This is a genomic window from Arthrobacter sp. R4-81 (assembly GCF_054792365.1).
On the sequence record NZ_CP096445.1, the window covers coordinates 3211787 to 3229246 of the forward strand.

The following is a 17460-nucleotide window of genomic DNA, read 5'->3' on the forward strand; positions in this document are numbered from 1 at the left end:
GACACCGGCGCCTTGTGAGCAGTTTACGACCGGAAGCAGCGGCGAATACACAAGATTGCCGCAAGTTCAGAGCCGGCAATCTGCTACAAACTTCCCCGGTCCCAAAGCCAACTGGGTCGCAGTTGTTGCTGTTTTGACGGCTCAAAACAACGTTAACTGCGACCCAGTTGGGAAGGAAAGAACGTTAGGCTTCGACTCCAGCTTCGACTAGCCTTCTACTCCCAGTTTTTCCAGGATCAGTTCGCGCACCCGGCCCGCATCGGCTTGTCCGCGCGTTGCCTTCATGACTCCGCCAACGATTGCTCCGATGGCCTGGACCTTGCCGCCGCGGATCTTGTTAGCGACGTCGGGCTGCGCGGCGAGGGCTGCGTCTATTGCTTCAAGGAGGGGTCCGTCGTCGGACACCACGGCGAGGCCGCGCTTCTCCACGATCTCCGCCGGAGTACCTTCGCCGGCGAGCACGCCGTCGAGTACTTCCGTGGCCATCTTGTTGTTGATCTTGCCGTCTTCAACCATTTTGTTCAGCTCAACGATGGTGGCAGGCGCAACACCCAGCTGGCCGGGGTCGACGTCGGCGTTCTTGGCGCGCCCGACGATCTCGCCCATCCACCACTTACGGGCCACCGATGCAGTGGCGCCAGCGGCAATGGTTTCCTCAATTTCGTCCATCACACCGGCGTTGACGACGTCGCGGAACTCCAGGTCTGAATAGCCCCAGTCGGCCTGCAGCCGCCTCCGCCGCTCGGCAGGGGGCTCGGGCAGAGTCGCCCGCAGTTCTTCAACCCATTCGCGGGAAGCCACGACAGGAACCAGGTCAGGCTCCGGGAAGTAGCGGTAGTCGTCGGCGTCAGACTTTGCACGGCCGGAGGTGGTGGTGCGGGTGTCCTCGTGCCAGTGGCGGGTTTCCTGAACCACAGGCTCGCCCGAGTCCAGAACCGCGGCATGCCGCTGGATCTCGTAGCGGACGGCGTGTTCGACGGCGCGCAACGAGTTTACGTTCTTGGTCTCGGACCGGATGCCGAAGCGTTCGCGGCCGTGCGGGCGGAGCGAAACGTTGGCGTCGCAACGGACGTTGCCGCGTTCCATTCTGGCATCCGAAACACCGAGGTTTTTCACGATTTCACGGACCGCTGCCACATACGCCTTGGCCAGTTCCGGAGCCCGCGAGCCGGCACCCTGGATAGGCTTGGTGACAATCTCGACCAGTGGAACACCGGCACGGTTGTAGTCCACCAGGGAGTAATCGGCACCCTGAATGCGGCCGGCGGCTCCGCCCATGTGGGTCAGCTTTCCGGCGTCTTCCTCCATATGGGCCCGTTCGATTTCGACGCGGAACACCGTTCCGTCGGAGAGCTCGATGTCAAGGTAGCCGTCATACGCAATGGGTTCGTCGTACTGCGAAGTCTGGAAGTTCTTCGGAGTGTCCGGGTAGAAATAGTTCTTCCGGGCAAAACGGCAGTACTCAGCGATCTTGCAGTTGAGCGCGAGGCCGATCTTGATGGATGATTCCACGGCCGTCTTGTTAAGCACGGGCAGGACGCCGGGCATGCCAAGGTCCACCTCGTTCACGTTGGTGTTGGGCTCGTCACCGAACACGTTGGGCGCTGAGGAGAACATCTTGGTCTTGGTGTTGAGCTCCACGTGGACCTCGAACCCCAGAACGGGATCGTACTTCTCCATGGCCTCGTCGAAGGTCAGGATTGCGTCGGACATCAGCGTGAACCTCCGGGTGTCGTGACAAGCTCCGTGAGCGAGGGCGCGCTTGCCAGGATGGGACCGCCCCACTTCGCCTCGAGCAATGATTCAAGGACTGCACCAACGCGGTACAGCCGGGCGTCTTCACGGGCCGGGGCGAGGAGCTGGATGCCCACCGGGAGCCCGTCCTCGTCGGCGAGTCCGCCGGGGAGGGACAGGCCTGGTACGCCCGCCATGTTCGCTGGGATGGTGGCGACGTCGTTGAGGTACATGGCCAGGGGATCGTCCAGCTTCTCACCGAGCTTGAAAGCGGTGGTGGGTGCAGTGGGCGAAACCAGGACGTCAGCTTTGGTGAAGGCGGCCTCGAAGTCACGCTGGATCAGGGTGCGGACCTTCTGCGCAGACCCATAGTAGGCGTCGTAGTAGCCGGCGCTCAGGGCGTACGTGCCAAGGATGATGCGCCGCTTGACTTCGTTGCCGAAGCCGGCAGCGCGGGTGGCTCCCATCACGCGTTCAATGGTCATCGGCGCGTCTTGGGGGAGGACCCGCAGGCCGTACCGGACGCCGTCGAACTTGGCCAGGTTGGAGGAGGCCTCTGAGGGCATGATCAGGTAGTAGGCACCCAGCGCGTACTTGAAGTTGGGGCATGAGACCTCAACGATTTCGGCTCCGGCCTGCTTCAGCAACTCAAGGGATTCGTTGAATCGGTTCTCGACGCCGGCCTGGTAGCCCTCGCCGTGAAGTTCCTTGATGATGCCGATTTTCATGCCCTCGATGTTGCCGATGCGTGCAGCGGCAACAAGGTCAGCGAGGGGATCCGGCAGCGAGGTGGAGTCGAAGGGATCGTGCCCGCCGATCACCTGGTGCAGCAAGGCCGAGTCCAGTACCGTGCGTGACACCGGGCCGATCTGGTCCAGGGAAGAGGCCATGGCGATGGCGCCGTAGCGGGAAACGCCACCGTACGTGGGCTTGACGCCGACGGTTCCGGTCACGGCGCCGGGCTGGCGGATGGAGCCACCGGTGTCCGTGCCGAGGGCAAGGGGGGCTTCGAAGGCCGCGACGGCGGCCGCGGAGCCACCGCCCGAACCGCCGGGGATGCGGTCCAGGTCCCAAGGGTTGCGGGTGGGCCCGAAGGCGGAGTGCTCTGTGGAGGAACCCATCGCGAACTCGTCGAGGTTGGTCTTGCCCAGGATGGGCATCATCGCAGCGCGCAGCTTCTTCACGACTGTGGCGTCGTACGGGCTGTGCCAGCCTGCGAGGATTTTGGAGCCCGCCGTGGTGGGCTGGCCGACGGTGACGATGAGGTCCTTGACGGCGATGGGCACGCCGGCGAGGGCGTGGAGCTCCTCGGCCGCGGCTCCGCCGGCGGCGCGGATGTTGTCCACCTCGGCGGCAACGGCCAGCGCTTCTTCGGTGTTGACGTGCAGGAAGGCGTGGACTCCCCTGTCGCCGCCGTCTACTGCGGCGATGCGGTCCAGGTGCGCCTGGGTGACCTCGACGGCGGAGACCTCACGGGCCGCCAGCTTCTCAGCCAGCTGCGCGGCGGAGTTGCGGATGAGCTCGGTGGCACTTGTACCGGTAGCGTTGTATTCAGTCATGTCTCAGTCCTCGTCCAGGATTGCCGGAACCTTGAACCGGTTCTCATGGGCATCCGGCGCGCCGGACAATGCCTCTTCTGCGGTGAACGTGTGCCCCACGATGTCCTCACGAAAAATATTGGTGAGCGGGATGGGGTGGGACGTGGCCGGGACGTCGTCGCCGGCGGCTTCACTCACCGACTTCACGGCGTCAACGATGACGGCGAGTTCGCCTGCCATTCTGTCCAGCTCGTCAGGACTCATCTCGATGTGCGCCAGCCGCGCAAGATGCGCGACGTCGTCACGGTTGATCGCAGCCATGGATCTCCCCTGCAAGGTAGTTGGTTTCCCCCATAGTCTACGTGGCAACAGTGTGCCCGCCTGACGACCCCCAGCGGGCGTGAGACGGGCACAACTGGCCAGACGGCAAGCCGCCGACAATCTCAGGTTAGCCGATTCCGATGGCTCCTGTAAGGACTCCCACACCGAGCATCACGAGGGAAATAACGGCCGTGCGCCATAGCACCTTCTTGTGGTGGTCGCCGAGGTCGACCTTGGCAAGGGAGACGAGCAGCAGGATGGCGGGAACCAACGGGCTCTGCAGGTGGAAGGGCTGGCCGGTGATGGAGGCGCGTGCCATGTCCGCAGCGCTGATGCCGTAGTGGCTGGCCGTCTCGGCCAGAACGGGCAGCACGCCGAAGTAGAAGGCGTCGTTGCTCATGAAGAACGTCATCGGAATGCTCAGAATCCCGGTGATCACGGCCATGAACGGACCCATCTGGGACGGGATGATGTTCACCAGCCAGGCAGACATGGCCTCGACCATGCCGGTTCCGGTGAGCACACCGGTCAGTACAGCGGCGGCCATGACCATGCTGACCACGGCAACAATGGACGGCGCGTGGGCGATGAGCTGGGTGGCCTGGTCCTTGACCCTGGGGAAGTTCACCAGCAGGGCGATGGCCGAGCCCACCATAAAGACGTACGGCAGGGGCACGAGGTCAGCGATGAGCATGCCCATGACGGCCACGGTCAGGCCAAGGTTGAACCACTGGAGCTTAGGGCGCAAGGTCTTGCGGTTGGGGTCCAGTGCGGTGTCCGCCATGGCTGAATCCCTGTCATCAACCAGCAATTCAGGATGGTCCAGGACAGCAACTGCTGAGCCCTCGACGGCGGGGCTTCCGCCGGCAGGTCCGTCACCCTTGCCTCCGCTGCGGCCGCCACCGGATGTACCCGTCGAACCCGAACCGCCGAGGGCCGGGGTGGTGCCGCCGCCGAACGCGTCTGCCGGATCCAAAAGATCGCCCCAGATCCCGGGAGCCGTTGCGCGAAGTCGGTTGCGCTCCTGAAGGCCCAGCAGCCAGGCGAAGACGAAGACTACAACCAGGCCTGCGATCAGGGACGGGATCATCGGAACGAAGACGTCGTTGACGTCGATCTTCAGCGCGGAGGCGGCACGTGCGGTGGGGCCTCCCCAGGGAAGGATGTTCATGGTGCCGTTGGCCAGGCCTGCCACGCAGGTCAGGACCACGGGGCTCATCTTCAACCGGAGGTAGATCGGCAGCATCGCAGCCGTGGTGAGGATGAACGTAGTGGAACCGTCGCCGTCGAGGGATACTGCTGCCGCCAGAATCGCCGTGCCCAGAACAACCTTGGCGGGGTCGTTGCCGAGCTTGCGCAGGATGAACCGGACCAGCGGATCGAACAGCCCGACGTCGATCATGAGGCCGAAGTAGATGATGGCGAACATCAGCAGCGCTGCGGTGGAGGTCATGGACTTCATTGAGTCCATGACCATGTCGCCGATGCCCAGGCCAGCGCCTGCAAACAATCCGAATACAGTGGGAACAATGATCAGCGCCAGGACTGGCGTCAACTTCTTCGTCATGATCAGCACCATGAATACTGCGATCATGGCGAATCCAAGTAATACCAGCACGGCCGGCTCCTTTTCCTGTGAACAGCAACACAACAGTGTGATGCGCGATACAGACGTTATAGTGGCCTCGATCACGGCTGTGCCTTTGGCTCAATTGATTGGCATACTGCTTATTGGGAGCATTTTGCTCATTTAGCTCACAGCCATGCGGCAGACGCATTCAGCACCGGTTCGGCAAGGGCCAGTTGGATTGAGGGGATCGACAGGAGGATCATGAAGCGCTCCACCTCCCGTCTTCCCCTGCGGTTTTCGACACAAACCCTGTTCCTGCAGCTTGGCGTCGTATTGCTCGTAGTCCTGCTCAGCGCTGCAATGCACGCCTGGCTCACCTTTGACCGTTTAGGCCGCGAGGCGGAAAACCAGGCGCTCACCTTGGCCCGAACCGTAGCTTCTGATCCTTCGGTCCGTGCCGAGGTGCAGTCCATAAGCCGGAAGGAGGGCACTCCCCCGGCATCAGTGCTGATAAAGGGTCCGCTTATGGCTGCGGCGGAAGGTGCCCGCAACCGCACCGGGGCACTTTTTGTGGTGATCACTGACGAGACTGGACTCCGCCTGGCCCACCCTGATGCCGACCGCCTGGGGGAAAAGGTAAGCACAGATCCTTCCGATGCGCTTTCGGGCAAGGAAGTGACCACTCGGAACACAGGCACGCTAGGTCCTTCCGCCGGGGCGAAGGTGCCCGTTTTTGCCCCTGACTCCTCGGCTGTAGTCGGCGAAGTGAGCGTGGGATATTCCACGGAGAGCATCTCCCGGAGCCTTGCCCGGGATATTGTGCCCATTGGAGTGACCGCGGCCGGAGCCCTCCTGGCCGGCGTGTTGGCATCGTTCCTTTTGCGACGGCGTCTGCACCGGCTCACGCTGGGGCTGGAACCGGAAGAAATCAGCACCCTTGTCCACGACCAGGTTGCTGTCCTTCAGGGTGTGGACGAGGGCGTTATCGGCATCTCCGGCGACGGCAGGATCAGTGTCTTCAACGCAGCAGCCCAGCGGCTTCTTGACCTTGACGATCTGACCGGGACTCCTTGGACCCAGGCCCCGCTTCCCGCCCAGCTGAAAGCACTGACGGAGCCCGACGCACAGGAGAGGGATGCAATCCAACTTGTTGTCGGCGCCCGGGTGGTCGTCGCAAGCGCACGGAAAGCCCTGCACCGGAAAGAGGACCTCGGCTGGGTCATCATGCTGCGGGACCGCACCGAGTTGCAGCATCTGACACGCCAACTAGATGCTGTTGGGACCATGTCCACGGCGTTGAGGGCCCAACGCCACGAATTCGCGAATCAGATGCACACCCTTGCCGGATTCATGAGCATCGGACAGTTCCGGCAGGCACAGGAGTATCTGGGGCAACTGGTGGCGACGGGCCCTTTGAAATTTCCGGTGGACCAGGCTGAGTTGCTGCAGGATCCATATCTTCAGGCCTTTGTGGGAGCCAAAGGTGTGGAAGCGCATGAGCGGGGCGTGGCATTGCGCATCGGCCCGGAAACACTGGTGCGTGGACATGTCACAGATCCCCAGGACGTCACTACTGTGCTTGGCAACCTCATCGACAATGCCGTAAATGCGGCCGTCGCCGGTGCGGCTGCCGATCGCTGGGTTGAGGTGGAAGCTCTGGATGCCCCGGGCGAGGATGGGGGGACCCTGCATATTGTGGTGGCCGATTCCGGGGACGGACTGGACCCCGGACACGTTGACGATGTGTTTTCGGAGGGGTTTACCACTGCAGGAAGTTCGACGACGCCGGCTCGCCCGGCCGGGGGCCAGGGACTGGGCCTCGCCCTCGCCCGCCAGCTGGCCCGGCGGCGGGGCGGGGACGTCACGGTTCTTGAGAAGGGTACAGCCGGAGGACCGGGAGCGGTGTTCATGGCTACCCTCCCGGGTACAACGGACACCGGCATGACGGTTTCATCAGGAAGGGACAACGGTGTCTGAGGATTTCAGGGTGCTGATTGTGGATGACGATTTCCACGTGGCCAAACTCCATGCTGCCTATGTGGATTCTGTGCCGGGATTCCTGGCGTTGGCTCCCGTAGGTTCTGCCTCCCAGGCACTCATGGCCATCCACAGCCTGCGCCCGGATCTGGTGCTGCTGGACGTGTACCTGCCGGACGCATCGGGGCTCGATCTGCTCCGGCAGCTCGACGTCGACACCATGATGTTGAGCGCCGCCTCGGACACCGGATCGCTGCGGCTTGCCTTCCGCCGTGGGGCCCTCGCGTACCTGCTCAAGCCTTTCACTTCGGAGTCCCTGTCCCAGCAGCTGCGCTCCTATGCCCGTTACCGCCGTATCCTCGCCCAGCCAGGAAACGTCGATCAGGAGACTGTCGAGCGGGCCAAACGCGCGCTGGTTCCCGGTGAGGTCAGCCCGTCTGCGCGGCCCCGGTCGGCAACGGAAGCAGCTGTTCTGGAGTCCCTGGTCCCTGGGGAACAGTATTCGGCCGCGGAGGTAGCAGCGCGGGTGGGCGTCTCACGAGCTACTGCACAGCGCTACCTGTCTTCCCTGGCGGATGACGGCTCGGTCGATATCCAGCTTCGCTACGGCACCACCGGCCGGCCCGAACACCGCTACGGACTGCCGCCTGCGCGAAGCTAGCTGGCACCCTTCTGGGCCACAAGCTCGATTTCCACCAGCATTTTCGGGTCAAGGAACGGCAGCACGTGAACCAGTGACAGGGTGGGGCGGATTTCCCCGAAGACTTCGCCGTGGGCGCGGCCTGCCTCTTCCCATTGGCTGATGTCCGTCAGGTAGAGCTTGGACTGGACCACGTCAGAGAATTCAAACCCGGCATCGGCCAGTACCACGCCCAGCTTCTCGAGGATGAATTTGGTCTGAGTGTAGAAGTCCTCGCCCACAATCCCGTCCTCGCCACTGGCAGCGGTAGCCGAGATGTAGAGCGTGTTGTCCACCTGTACGGCACGTGAATAACCAAGGATCTTTTCCCAGGCGGAGCCGGAGCCAAACGTCTTGCGCATCTGTGCCTTTCGCAGTGCTGCATCCCGGCAGACGGCTGTTTGCCGTCTCCGGATGCAGCAGGGTCATGGAGTCGGCACTACTTTAGGTCGCCGGGAGGTCCCGCCGGTAAACGAGCAGCTTTATGTCGGTGCCCGGGACCAGCCAGTCACGTTCAGGCACCCGCTGGAATCCGGTCTTCTTATACAGCCCATGGGCGCTTTCCCAGGTCATGCCGGTGGTCAGCGACACTCCCTTGATCCCGTCCAGGGAGCCTGCGTAGTCAAGAATGGCCTCCACCATGGCTTTGCCCGCCCCGCTTCGCTGTACCGCCGGATCCACCACCAGCATGCGGAACTCCAGTTCGTCCTCCAGGGCAATGTCCGCGAAGGGCTCGCCGGCCACGGCCAACGTCACCGAGCCAATCACTTTCCCCGCACGCTCAGCCACCCACACCGTAGCTTCCGCCGCCCGGGCATCTACTTGTTGAATCTGCCGCATATACGGGTGCTCGGCGGTTTCAAAGTAGCCGGCAGCGAGATAGGAGTCCCGTGTGATGCGGGCTACGGAATCGTAGTCTGCGGGGACAGCCGGGCGTATGAGAATCTGCGAAGGCACGTGGCAATGGTAATCGTGCGTTCCCCGTTACTATTGCGAATACATCATTTCCGTGACTGAACTATCACTCCCGGCGCCCGCACAAGACCCCCACCTCCGGCGCCGGCACAAGGCTCAAAGGCTCAAAGGCTCAAAGGCTCAAAGGCTCAAAGCGGGAACTTGCCTGACATTTCCAGCGTGCCCGCACAAGTCCACGCGGACAAGCGCTCCTCAAGGGAGGGACCGCCATCGAGCGGGCTGGTAAGACGGGGTCGGCGCACCCAGCAACCAGCCTCCTCGGCGATCAGCGCACCCGCCGCGAAATCGTGCTCGTTGAGCCCCCGCTCGCCGTAGGCGTCGTGTGTACCGTCAGCCACAAGGCAAAGATCCAAGGCAGCCGAGCCGAGCCTCCTCAGGTCCGCGAAGCCCTCCATAAAGCCGGCCAGGGCGTTTGCCTGCTCGGCCCGCACCTCGGGGTCGTAACTGAATCCCGAAGCCAGGATCTGCCCGGGGCGACCGGGATCGGGGCCGTTCAGCCGGGTGACGCGGCCTCCCTCCTCCAGCCAGGCGCCCTGACCCCTGGACGCGTAAAACAACTTGCCCAGGGCAGGGGCGTTGACCACCCCGGCCAGCCAGAAGCCGTCGGGATCCGCGACCGCCACGGATGTTCCGTAGTAAACGATGTTGCGGATGAAGTTGGTGGTTCCATCCAAGGGATCGATGGACCAGCGGTAACCGCTGGGCGACGCAGGCATGTGCGTGCCGTATTCCTCTCCGGTGATGGCGTCGTTGGGCCGGGCCTGAACGAGGACATCACGGACCGCGTTTTCGGCAGCGACGTCGAAGGCCGTCACCCAGTCGCCGGCAGCGCCTTTGTTGCTCGCCTTCAGCTCGGCGGCATTCCGGCGGGCCAGGACAGCGGCACCAGCGGCAGCGGCTTCCTTGGCCAGTTCCAGCAGTTGCGTATGGTCGGTACTCATTGAGCGCCTCCCGCCTCGTGGAGTTGCATCTCGTCGTTGTCCTCGGCGGGCTCAGTGTCCCCGCCGGGACTGCCGGCAGGGGCTGCGCCAGCGTCATGTGCGGCGGAATCAGGTTCCACGCCCGTCGCTTTTGCCGGTCCGTTCGCCAGCAATTCCCGGAAGCCCTCCTCATCCAACACGGGAACGCCCAGTTGCTCCGCCTTGTCCAGTTTGGTTCCGGCGCTTTCACCGGCGACCAGATAGCTCGTGTTCTTCGAGACCGAACCTGACGCTTTCCCACCACGGATCAGGATGGCTTCTTTTGCTTCATCCCGGCTGAAATGTTCAAGACTTCCGGTGACAACAATGGTCAGCCCCTCCAGCGTCCGTGGCGTTGATTCGTCCCGTTCGTCCTCCATCCGCACTCCGGCCGCACCCCAGGCATCGACGATTTCCCGGCGCCAGTCTTCAGCGAACCACTCCGTCACGGCTGCCGCGATGGTTGGTCCGACTCCGTCGACATGGGCAAGCTGGTCCTCGGAAGCCCGGCGGATGGCGTCCATGCTGCCGAATTCAGTGGCCAACGCACGCGAAGCACGGGGGCCAACATGGCGGATGGACAGCGCCACGAGAACCCGCCACAGCGGTTGGGACTTGGCTTTCTCGAGTTCCTTGAAGAGCTTCTCGGTATTGGCCGTGGGTTTCGAGGGTGACTTGGCCGTGGGCTTAGAGAAGAAATACGGCACCAGTTCATATTCTCCGGTGCCCACACCCTTCGAGCGCTTCTCACGCCGGATGCGCACATTCGCCAGGTCCTCGGGCTTGAGATCGAAAAGCGAGGCTTCCGTGGTGAGGGGCGGGGTCTCCGGCTCGGCAGGTTGGGTAAGGGCGATCGCAGCCTCCCAACCAAGCGCCTCGATGTCAAAGGCACCGCGTCCCGCCAGGTGGAAAACACGCTCACGAAGCTGGGCGGGGCACGAACGCGCATTTGGACAACGGATGTCCACATCGCCCTCTTTGGCCGGCGCCAGCGGAGTTCCGCACGACGGGCATTCGGTGGGCATCACGAAGTCCCGGACCGGAGGATCCTGGAGATCGCGCAAGGCCAGGACCGGCCCCACGATTTCCGGGATGACGTCGCCCGCCTTCCGGAGGACCACGATGTCACCTATTTTCACGCCCTTGGCCCTGACAACATCCTGGTTGTGAAGCGTTGCCATTTCCACGGTTGATCCGGCGACTTTGACTGGCTCCATCACGCCGAACGGAGTCACCCGGCCTGTCCTGCCGACGTTGACAGCGATGTCCAGCAGCTTCGTGTGGACTTCCTCCGGCGGGTACTTGTACGCGACCGCCCAGCGTGGCACGCGCGTGGTGTAGCCGAGGGCGCGCTGCGTGCCGAAGTTATCGACTTTGACCACGATGCCGTCGATTTCATGCATCAGCTTGTGGCGCTTTTCGCCGTAACGGGCAATGAACTCAAGAATGTCCTCAAGCCCGTCGAGCACCTCGAAATAAGGGCTGACCGGCAGCCCCCAGCTCTCGAGCTGGCGGTATGTTTCCGATTGGCTCCCGGTGTCCAGCCCTTCGCGGGCGCCGATTCCGTGCACGAACATCCGGAGCGGCCGTTTAGCGGTTTCGGCGGGGTCCTTTTGCCGCAGGGAGCCGGCGGCCGCGTTTCGCGGATTCGCCAGCGGGGCTTTTCCAGCCTCGATCAGGGCTGCATTGAACTCCGCGAAGGCGTCGGAAGGAATGAAGACTTCTCCCCGCACTTCCATTTCTGCGGGAAAGCCGCTGCCCTTGAGCTCCTGGGGGATCTCCTTGATGGTCAGGACATTGTGGGTGATGTCCTCACCGGTGGTGCCGTCTCCACGTGTGGCGGCCCGCACGAGCTTCCCGTCCCTGTAGAGGAGGTTGACGGCGAGGCCGTCGATTTTGAGCTCAGTCAGCCATTTAGGCCTTCCGTTGTTATTGCCACCCAGCTTTGCCACGGAGGCCTCTGCCTTAGTGATCCACGCCCTCAGCTCTTCGAGGGAAAAGACGTCCTCCAGGCTGTACATCCGCTGCAGATGCTCGACGGCGGCAAAGGCAGCGGAAACTTCTCCGCCGACTTCCTGTGTGGGGGAATCGTTGGACACGAGTTCCGGATGCAGGGCCTCCAGTGCTTCAAGCCGACGGTAAAGCTCGTCGAACTCCGCATCCGAAATAAGCGGTGCGTCCTGCTGGTAGTAGGCGAAGCGGTGTTTGCGGACCTGATCGGCAAGGGCCTCATACTCTTCCCGCAGGTCCTCGGGTGGTACCGCGCCGGCGGAAGTTTGAACCGGTGCTGCCTTTTCTGCCGGTGCTGCGTCGTCTGCCAGTGCTTCATTTCCCGGTGCTGTGCTCACAGACCTATCTTGCCTTAATGGGCTGACAATGTCCGACCGCCAGAAAGCAGTAATTAGAGGCCGTAAACAGGAAGGCCCGGACCGCCGCTTGAACCTGCGGAGCACTTCCCGTGCCTTCCTGTCAGCGGACTCCGACCGCCGGATCTGCGTTAGACGCCGGCCGCACCCACCCCGCTGAGGGCTGACTCCCCGTAGGCACGGTCCTCCGGGGGCAGCGCCACCTGGAGTTTGCGCACCTTGCCCCTCCCCACAATGTAGCCTCGTCCGGGAATGAAGTCGGTGCTGATCCGGCCCAATGATGTATTGAGCAGGCTGTCCCCCTCAATATCTCCCGGGTTGATGAGCAGGCCCCGGCGCCCGGACTTGAACGGCTGCGCCAGGGACCAGGCCGAGGACCAGGTGGACGTTTCGGATTCGCCCACCACCCATTGATCCGCCTTAATCGACGCCGTCACCAGGCGCCCGATGCCGGATTCCGCTATGGTGTCCGTGAATTCAGTGAGGCCCTCGATAAAGATGGCGAGGCTCCCCGGATTGCCCGTGGAGGACTCCGTAAGATCGTCCAGGGCCTCCTGGACATCGTCCACTCCCACGAACGAGCGGTTCCAGACGCGCAGAGAAGCCACTGCTGAGCGGCGGGATCCGATATAGATGAGCTCCGTGTTGGGATTGGAGCGGCGGAGGGCATAAGCCATGGTTACCAGGGCCACAGTCCTGCCGGCACCAGGGGGACCTGCCAACAGCAGCGGTCCCTTCGCGAGAATTTCGGCGGGTTGCAGCGTTTCGTCGTCCACGCCGATCACAGGCGCGTCCGGACGTCCCGCCGGAAGGATATCCAGGTCCACCTGGTCCGGCAGACGTTCGATCTGCGGTGCCTTCTCGACTCCTTGCCGAAGCATCGCCTGGGCGAGCTTGTGCACCTCTCTGGCCTGGAGAGCCAGGTTGGAGTTCCCGCCGAGCACGGCCAGCTGAACTTCGTTGTTCCCCAGGAGCCCGCGCCCTGGCGGAGACGTTTTGCTCAGAACGTCCTTGGCCACATCGACGGACATGTAGTCGTCCTCAGAAGACAACCGCAGGACAAGCCGCCGTTGGATGGATGCCAACAGCGACGCCGGTACCGAGTTGGGGCGGTCTCCGGACACCACAAGGTGGATACCGAGGGGCCGGCCGTCAGTGGCGAGCTGCAGGAAGATGTCCCAGAGCGCAGACAGCCTGCTGAACTCATACGTCTCGCGGAAGGCCGACATACCGTCCACCAGCACGAAGATCCGCTTTTCGGCAGGCCTGCCTGAGAGTTTGCGATACTCCACAATGGTGGATGCCCGCACTTCGGCGAAACGAGCTGATCGGTCATCGGCCATGTCCCGCAACCAGCGCAACAGGCGCCCTACGCGCTCGACGTCGTCGCCGCTGATGACCTCGCCGACGTGCGGGAGTTCATCGAGCATTTTCAGTCCCGAAGAACCGCAGTCAATGCCGTAAACATGAACCGGTCCACCCCGGGGTGTCACTGCCGCGGCGATGGCGATTCCCCTCAGGGCCGCCGACTTCCCGGAACCGCCGGTTCCGTAGATCGCCATGTTGCCGTCCCGGTCCGGCTCATAGAAGACTGTCGGTTGGTCCTGGTGCGCGGGATCGTCGGCCACCCCCAGCAGGAGCCGCTCATCGGTCCGGGGATTGGGAAGCTTGGAAAAATCGTAGGTGGTGGCGAGCTCGTTCAGCCACGGCTTTCGCGGGGATTCAATGGCAAGCACTTCAGCGGCCTTGATGATATTCGCCGTCATACGGGCAATATCATTGGGCCCGGCCGGCTCTTCCTTGACGGGGTTTTCCGGTGCAGGAGGCTCCCAGCTTGCCCCCGACCCGAAGGCCATTTCCACAATGTCGATCTGGGGACGCTGGGGCTTTTCCGTGGTCCAGCCACCCGCATACCCGGTCTGGAAGCCCTGGATGCGGCCTGGACCGGTCTTGGCAGCACCACGCCCGGGAATGGATGGGTCGAAGTAGGCGGCAGTGGGAACGCCAAGGATGTCTGTGGCGTCGTCCTCATCGGCCATTCGCAGGGCCACACGGAGGTTGGTGTTGGCGCGGAGGCTTTCCTTGATGACGCCTGCCGGCCGTTGTGTGGCGAGGATCAGGTGGAGTCCCAGGGACCTGCCCCTGGCCGCGACGTCGACTACGCCGTCCACGAATTCCGGAACCTCTGTGGCGAGGGCCGCGAACTCGTCCACGATGATGATCAGATACGGCGGCGCTTCAGGGTCAGCTTCCCGTTGAAGACCCAGCAGATCCTTGGCCTTCTTCCGGTTCAGCAGGTGTTCCCGGTAGTGCAGCTCGGCCCGCAGGGACGTCAGTGCACGGCGCACCAGGTGCGGTGACAGGTCGGTCACGAGTCCAACGGTGTGAGGGAGGTGAAGGCAGTCAGCGAAGGCCGCGCCGCCCTTATAGTCGACAAACAGGAAACTGACCCGGTCGGGACTGTAAGCGGCGGCCATGCCCATCACCCAGGACTGCAGGAACTCCGATTTGCCGGCCCCTGTGGTTCCGCCCACCAGAGCGTGCGGACCTTCGTTTTTCAGGTCCAGGTACAGCGGCTCTACGCCCTTCGAGCCGACCAGGGCGCGCAGTGTGCCGTTGTCCTTGCGGTTGGGGACGGCCGTGGCCCGGACGGAATTGTTTTCCTTCCAGCGGTCCGCCACAGCCTGCGGGTTGTCCATGAAGTCCTTCCCGATCAGCGTCGCATAGGACACTGCCCGGGGAAGGTCCGATTCGTCGTCGACAGGTTTACCGACGTCGACGACGGGCGAGAGCATCCGTGCAAGCTGCTGGGCGAGCTCGGCGTCCAGGCTCTCGCAGCTGACAGGGTAGGTGTGGCGCCCGAGCCGGACCTGGCCGGTAGTGGTACCGTGATCGCCGTCGACCACCATAAAGTCCCGGCAAGCTGCCGGCAGGGACTGAACGCTCGAAGCAACCCACATCACGTGCACGCCTGAATCCGGTCCACGCTCCACGAGCCGGGTGAGCCGTCCACGGTCCACTGGAGCGTCATCCTCGACAATGACCAGGACCGAGGGCAACACCGGGCCGGGAAGTTCCTCTTTGTCCGCCTCGATGGCCGGCCGCGACTGGGAACCCTGGGTCTTGGCCGCCGCCTCGCGCTGCTCGATCAGGTCTTCAAGGCGGGCCAGGAGGGTGGATCCGCTCGCCGAGCCGGCCGCGAGGTGGTCCCCGTTCAGCGGGCTATGCCCTGATCCGACGTGCGGCAGCCATTGCAGCCAGCCCCACCGGTCTTTTGACTCAGCCGAGGTGATGGCAGTGACCACCACCTCCGCGGGCGAATGCAAACCCACAGCCTGAAGGACTATTCCCCGCGCGACGTCGTCGACGAGACCCCGGGCTCCGGCCAGCCCGAACGAGCCTGCTGAACGGAGCTGGGACACCACCGGCACGCCTTCGATGATCTGGAACTGCTTCAGGCAGTCCTGGAGCTCCTGCATGAACTCCGGCTCGGTGTCGTTGCTGCCCGGTTCTTCAAGGGGAACTCTGGACGGAACAGTACCCAGGCCAAAACGGATCCCCAGGAAGCCAGCGTGTTCGGGCCGGTGGGTCCAGAGGAGCGGGCCGAGTTTGTAGATGGAGTCCACTGTGTCGCTGACCGACGGGGCCTCCTGGAGGCGTACTGAGCGCTCAACGTGCTGGAGCTCAGTGATGTCACGCCGGAACGCTGCCATCGATTCACGGAACTGCTTCAGTTGTTCCTTCCGCTCCCGCTTACTGCGCATCCTTTGGTCCACATAGTGCCCGACGATGAACAGCGGCATCATGGCCATAAACATCGCCGACATGGCGTTCTGGGTCACGATCCACAGAACCGTGCCCATCATCAACGGGGCGATGAGCATGATGAACGGAAAAGGGTGGTTATCCGGGCGTTTCGGCCCGGCCGGCAGCACGCGCTTGGGAGTTTCGAAGCGCGGCACCACCCTGGGGGAACGGTTGAAATCGACGAGGGGCGACGTCGGTGCTGCCGCCTGGTTGCGTGACAGGGACACCACGGCCACGGTGGTATCTCCAAGCATCAGGGTGTCTGAAGAGTTCAGCGTAGCCCTGGTGACGGGTAATCCATCCATGATGAGCCCGTTGGCGGAGTTCGTGTCGACGATCTCCACCGTCTCTCCCACCGTAATCCGGGCGTGCCGCTTCGACGTCATGGGGTCCGACAGCCTGATGTCCACGTCCCGGCCCCGGCCGATGTAGCTGGTTCCGGTGGGCAATGAAAATTCCTGGCCGACGTCGGGACCAGTCAGGATCCGGAGCGTTGCCGCGGCCGGACCCCGGTTGGCCCCCGGGACGGCGAACTGCTCACTGACCTGCGTCAGCGAAACAACGGAACCCGGCCGGAGCCCCGACTCCAAAAGATTGTCCGTCCTGTTGAGGACGTTGCCCGTCATGCCGCCGGCCACAAAGGCTTCATCGATGCTCAGGGTGAGGTTGGGGGGTGCCGGCGTGCCTCGCCGTTCCGGATCTGCAGTCCAGAGCTCGACGGCGATGTCCGCCACCGTGGCCAGGCCGTCCACGGTAACGGCCAGATCCTTAGCTTCGGCCGGGTCCCGGCGCAGCGTCAGTCGGATTCTCACCCTTCTTCGACTCCCCTCATCTTTTCGATCAAATACAGGTCATCGACAGTTACCAAATGGGATGTCACGGCATGTTCTACGAGACGGGCGCGCCTGTTGGTAGCCAGCTTCCCGCCTCCGCCGCGCAGTCCGGCAACACCGACCCGGTCCAGTTTGTCGCACACGTTGTCCAGCTTTCGGTTGAATCTGGTCAGGGCCCAGCCAAGTTTTTTTGCTGCCGCGGCCGAGGATGGAATGGCGCTGAAGCCTGTTCCTTCACGGCGGAGCATTGGTTCAGCCAGGGCGACGATCAGCGCCTTTTGGGAGTCTGTAAAGACCACGGGCCCGATGGTTGTATCCCCTCCGCTCTCGTCGTCCCGGATCTCCTGCCGAAAAGACGGGGTCTTCAGGTGCACGGCAAACTCGTAGGTAGTCGGACCAGCCGTAAAGATCACGTTGGTGTGGCTGAAGACGAGCGGGATCCGCGCCCCCGGCGAAAGCCAGGCCTGCATTCCCCCCGAACCGTCCGCGACGGTGGCAGAGAGCATGCTGCCGACGTTGCTGAGCCACCAGATCCCGTCATATTGGGCGATCTGGAGGAATCTCCGGTGCAGGTAGGGGTTGTCGTCCACCTCAAGGTCACCCTCGCGGCCGATGCTGAAGACGTCCTCGTCTGACGGCTCGTGCCACTCGCCACAGAAATCTATTGCTAGATCCCCCATATTTCCGTGCCTCCTCGTAGG

The 17460-nt window shown here is 63.2% G+C and carries 12 protein-coding genes; 2 read left to right on the plus strand and 10 right to left on the minus strand.

Annotated elements, in window-relative coordinates:
- Positions 1 to 207 precede the first annotated feature (207 nt).
- From gatB to M1E05_RS14995, 4 genes are all read right to left on the minus strand, one after another.
- A complete protein-coding gene (gene gatB / locus M1E05_RS14980; protein ID WP_458114451.1) occupies positions 208 to 1716 on the minus strand; it encodes an Asp-tRNA(Asn)/Glu-tRNA(Gln) amidotransferase subunit GatB in 1509 nt (502 codons plus the stop codon).
- Positions 1713 to 3293 carry an Asp-tRNA(Asn)/Glu-tRNA(Gln) amidotransferase subunit GatA gene (gene gatA / locus M1E05_RS14985; RefSeq protein WP_461163393.1) on the minus strand — a complete coding sequence of 527 codons (1581 nt, stop codon included), beginning with the start codon at positions 3291 to 3293 and terminating at the stop codon, positions 1713 to 1715. The genes gatB and gatA overlap by 4 nt, the downstream gene beginning before the upstream one ends.
- A gap of 3 nt (positions 3294 to 3296) precedes the next feature.
- The gene (gene gatC / locus M1E05_RS14990) at positions 3297 to 3593 is read right to left on the minus strand and encodes an Asp-tRNA(Asn)/Glu-tRNA(Gln) amidotransferase subunit GatC (protein ID WP_458113746.1); all 297 of its coding nucleotides are present in this window, start codon (positions 3591 to 3593) and stop codon (positions 3297 to 3299) included.
- A gap of 127 nt (positions 3594 to 3720) precedes the next feature.
- On the minus strand, positions 3721 to 5211 hold the full coding sequence (locus tag M1E05_RS14995) for a CitMHS family transporter (RefSeq protein ID WP_461163394.1): 1491 nt from the start codon (positions 5209 to 5211) through the stop codon (positions 3721 to 3723).
- A gap of 213 nt (positions 5212 to 5424) precedes the next feature.
- Here M1E05_RS14995 and M1E05_RS15000 point away from each other — a divergent pair, with 213 nt between their 5' ends.
- Positions 5425 to 7140, plus strand: coding sequence for a sensor histidine kinase (locus tag M1E05_RS15000; RefSeq protein WP_461163395.1), 1716 nt, complete (start codon positions 5425 to 5427; stop codon positions 7138 to 7140).
- Positions 7133 to 7801 carry a response regulator gene (locus M1E05_RS15005; RefSeq protein ID WP_461163396.1) on the plus strand — a complete coding sequence of 223 codons (669 nt, stop codon included), beginning with the start codon at positions 7133 to 7135 and terminating at the stop codon, positions 7799 to 7801. Before M1E05_RS15000 ends, M1E05_RS15005 begins: the two co-directional genes overlap by 8 nt.
- Here M1E05_RS15005 and M1E05_RS15010 read toward each other — a convergent pair.
- From M1E05_RS15010 to M1E05_RS15035, 6 genes are all read right to left on the minus strand, one after another.
- A complete protein-coding gene (locus M1E05_RS15010) occupies positions 7798 to 8181 on the minus strand; it encodes a RidA family protein (protein WP_461163397.1) in 384 nt (127 codons plus the stop codon). The genes M1E05_RS15005 and M1E05_RS15010 overlap by 4 nt on opposite strands.
- An 82-nt stretch (positions 8182 to 8263) precedes the next feature.
- Positions 8264 to 8776, minus strand: a complete 513-nt coding sequence (locus tag M1E05_RS15015) for a GNAT family N-acetyltransferase (RefSeq protein WP_461163398.1) — start codon at positions 8774 to 8776, stop codon at positions 8264 to 8266.
- 146 nt (positions 8777 to 8922) lie between these two features.
- Entirely contained in the window at positions 8923 to 9735 is an 813-nt protein-coding gene (locus tag M1E05_RS15020) for an inositol monophosphatase family protein (protein ID WP_461163399.1), read from the minus strand.
- Positions 9732 to 12074, minus strand: coding sequence for an NAD-dependent DNA ligase LigA (gene ligA, locus M1E05_RS15025; RefSeq protein WP_461165260.1), 2343 nt, complete (start codon positions 12072 to 12074; stop codon positions 9732 to 9734). Before ligA ends, M1E05_RS15020 begins: the two co-directional genes overlap by 4 nt.
- A 176-nt stretch (positions 12075 to 12250) precedes the next feature.
- The gene (locus M1E05_RS15030; protein ID WP_461163400.1) at positions 12251 to 16738 is read right to left on the minus strand and encodes an FtsK/SpoIIIE domain-containing protein; all 4488 of its coding nucleotides are present in this window, start codon (positions 16736 to 16738) and stop codon (positions 12251 to 12253) included.
- On the minus strand, positions 16735 to 17439 hold the full coding sequence (locus M1E05_RS15035; RefSeq protein ID WP_461163401.1) for a hypothetical protein: 705 nt from the start codon (positions 17437 to 17439) through the stop codon (positions 16735 to 16737). Before M1E05_RS15035 ends, M1E05_RS15030 begins: the two co-directional genes overlap by 4 nt.
- Positions 17440 to 17460 lie beyond the last annotated feature (21 nt).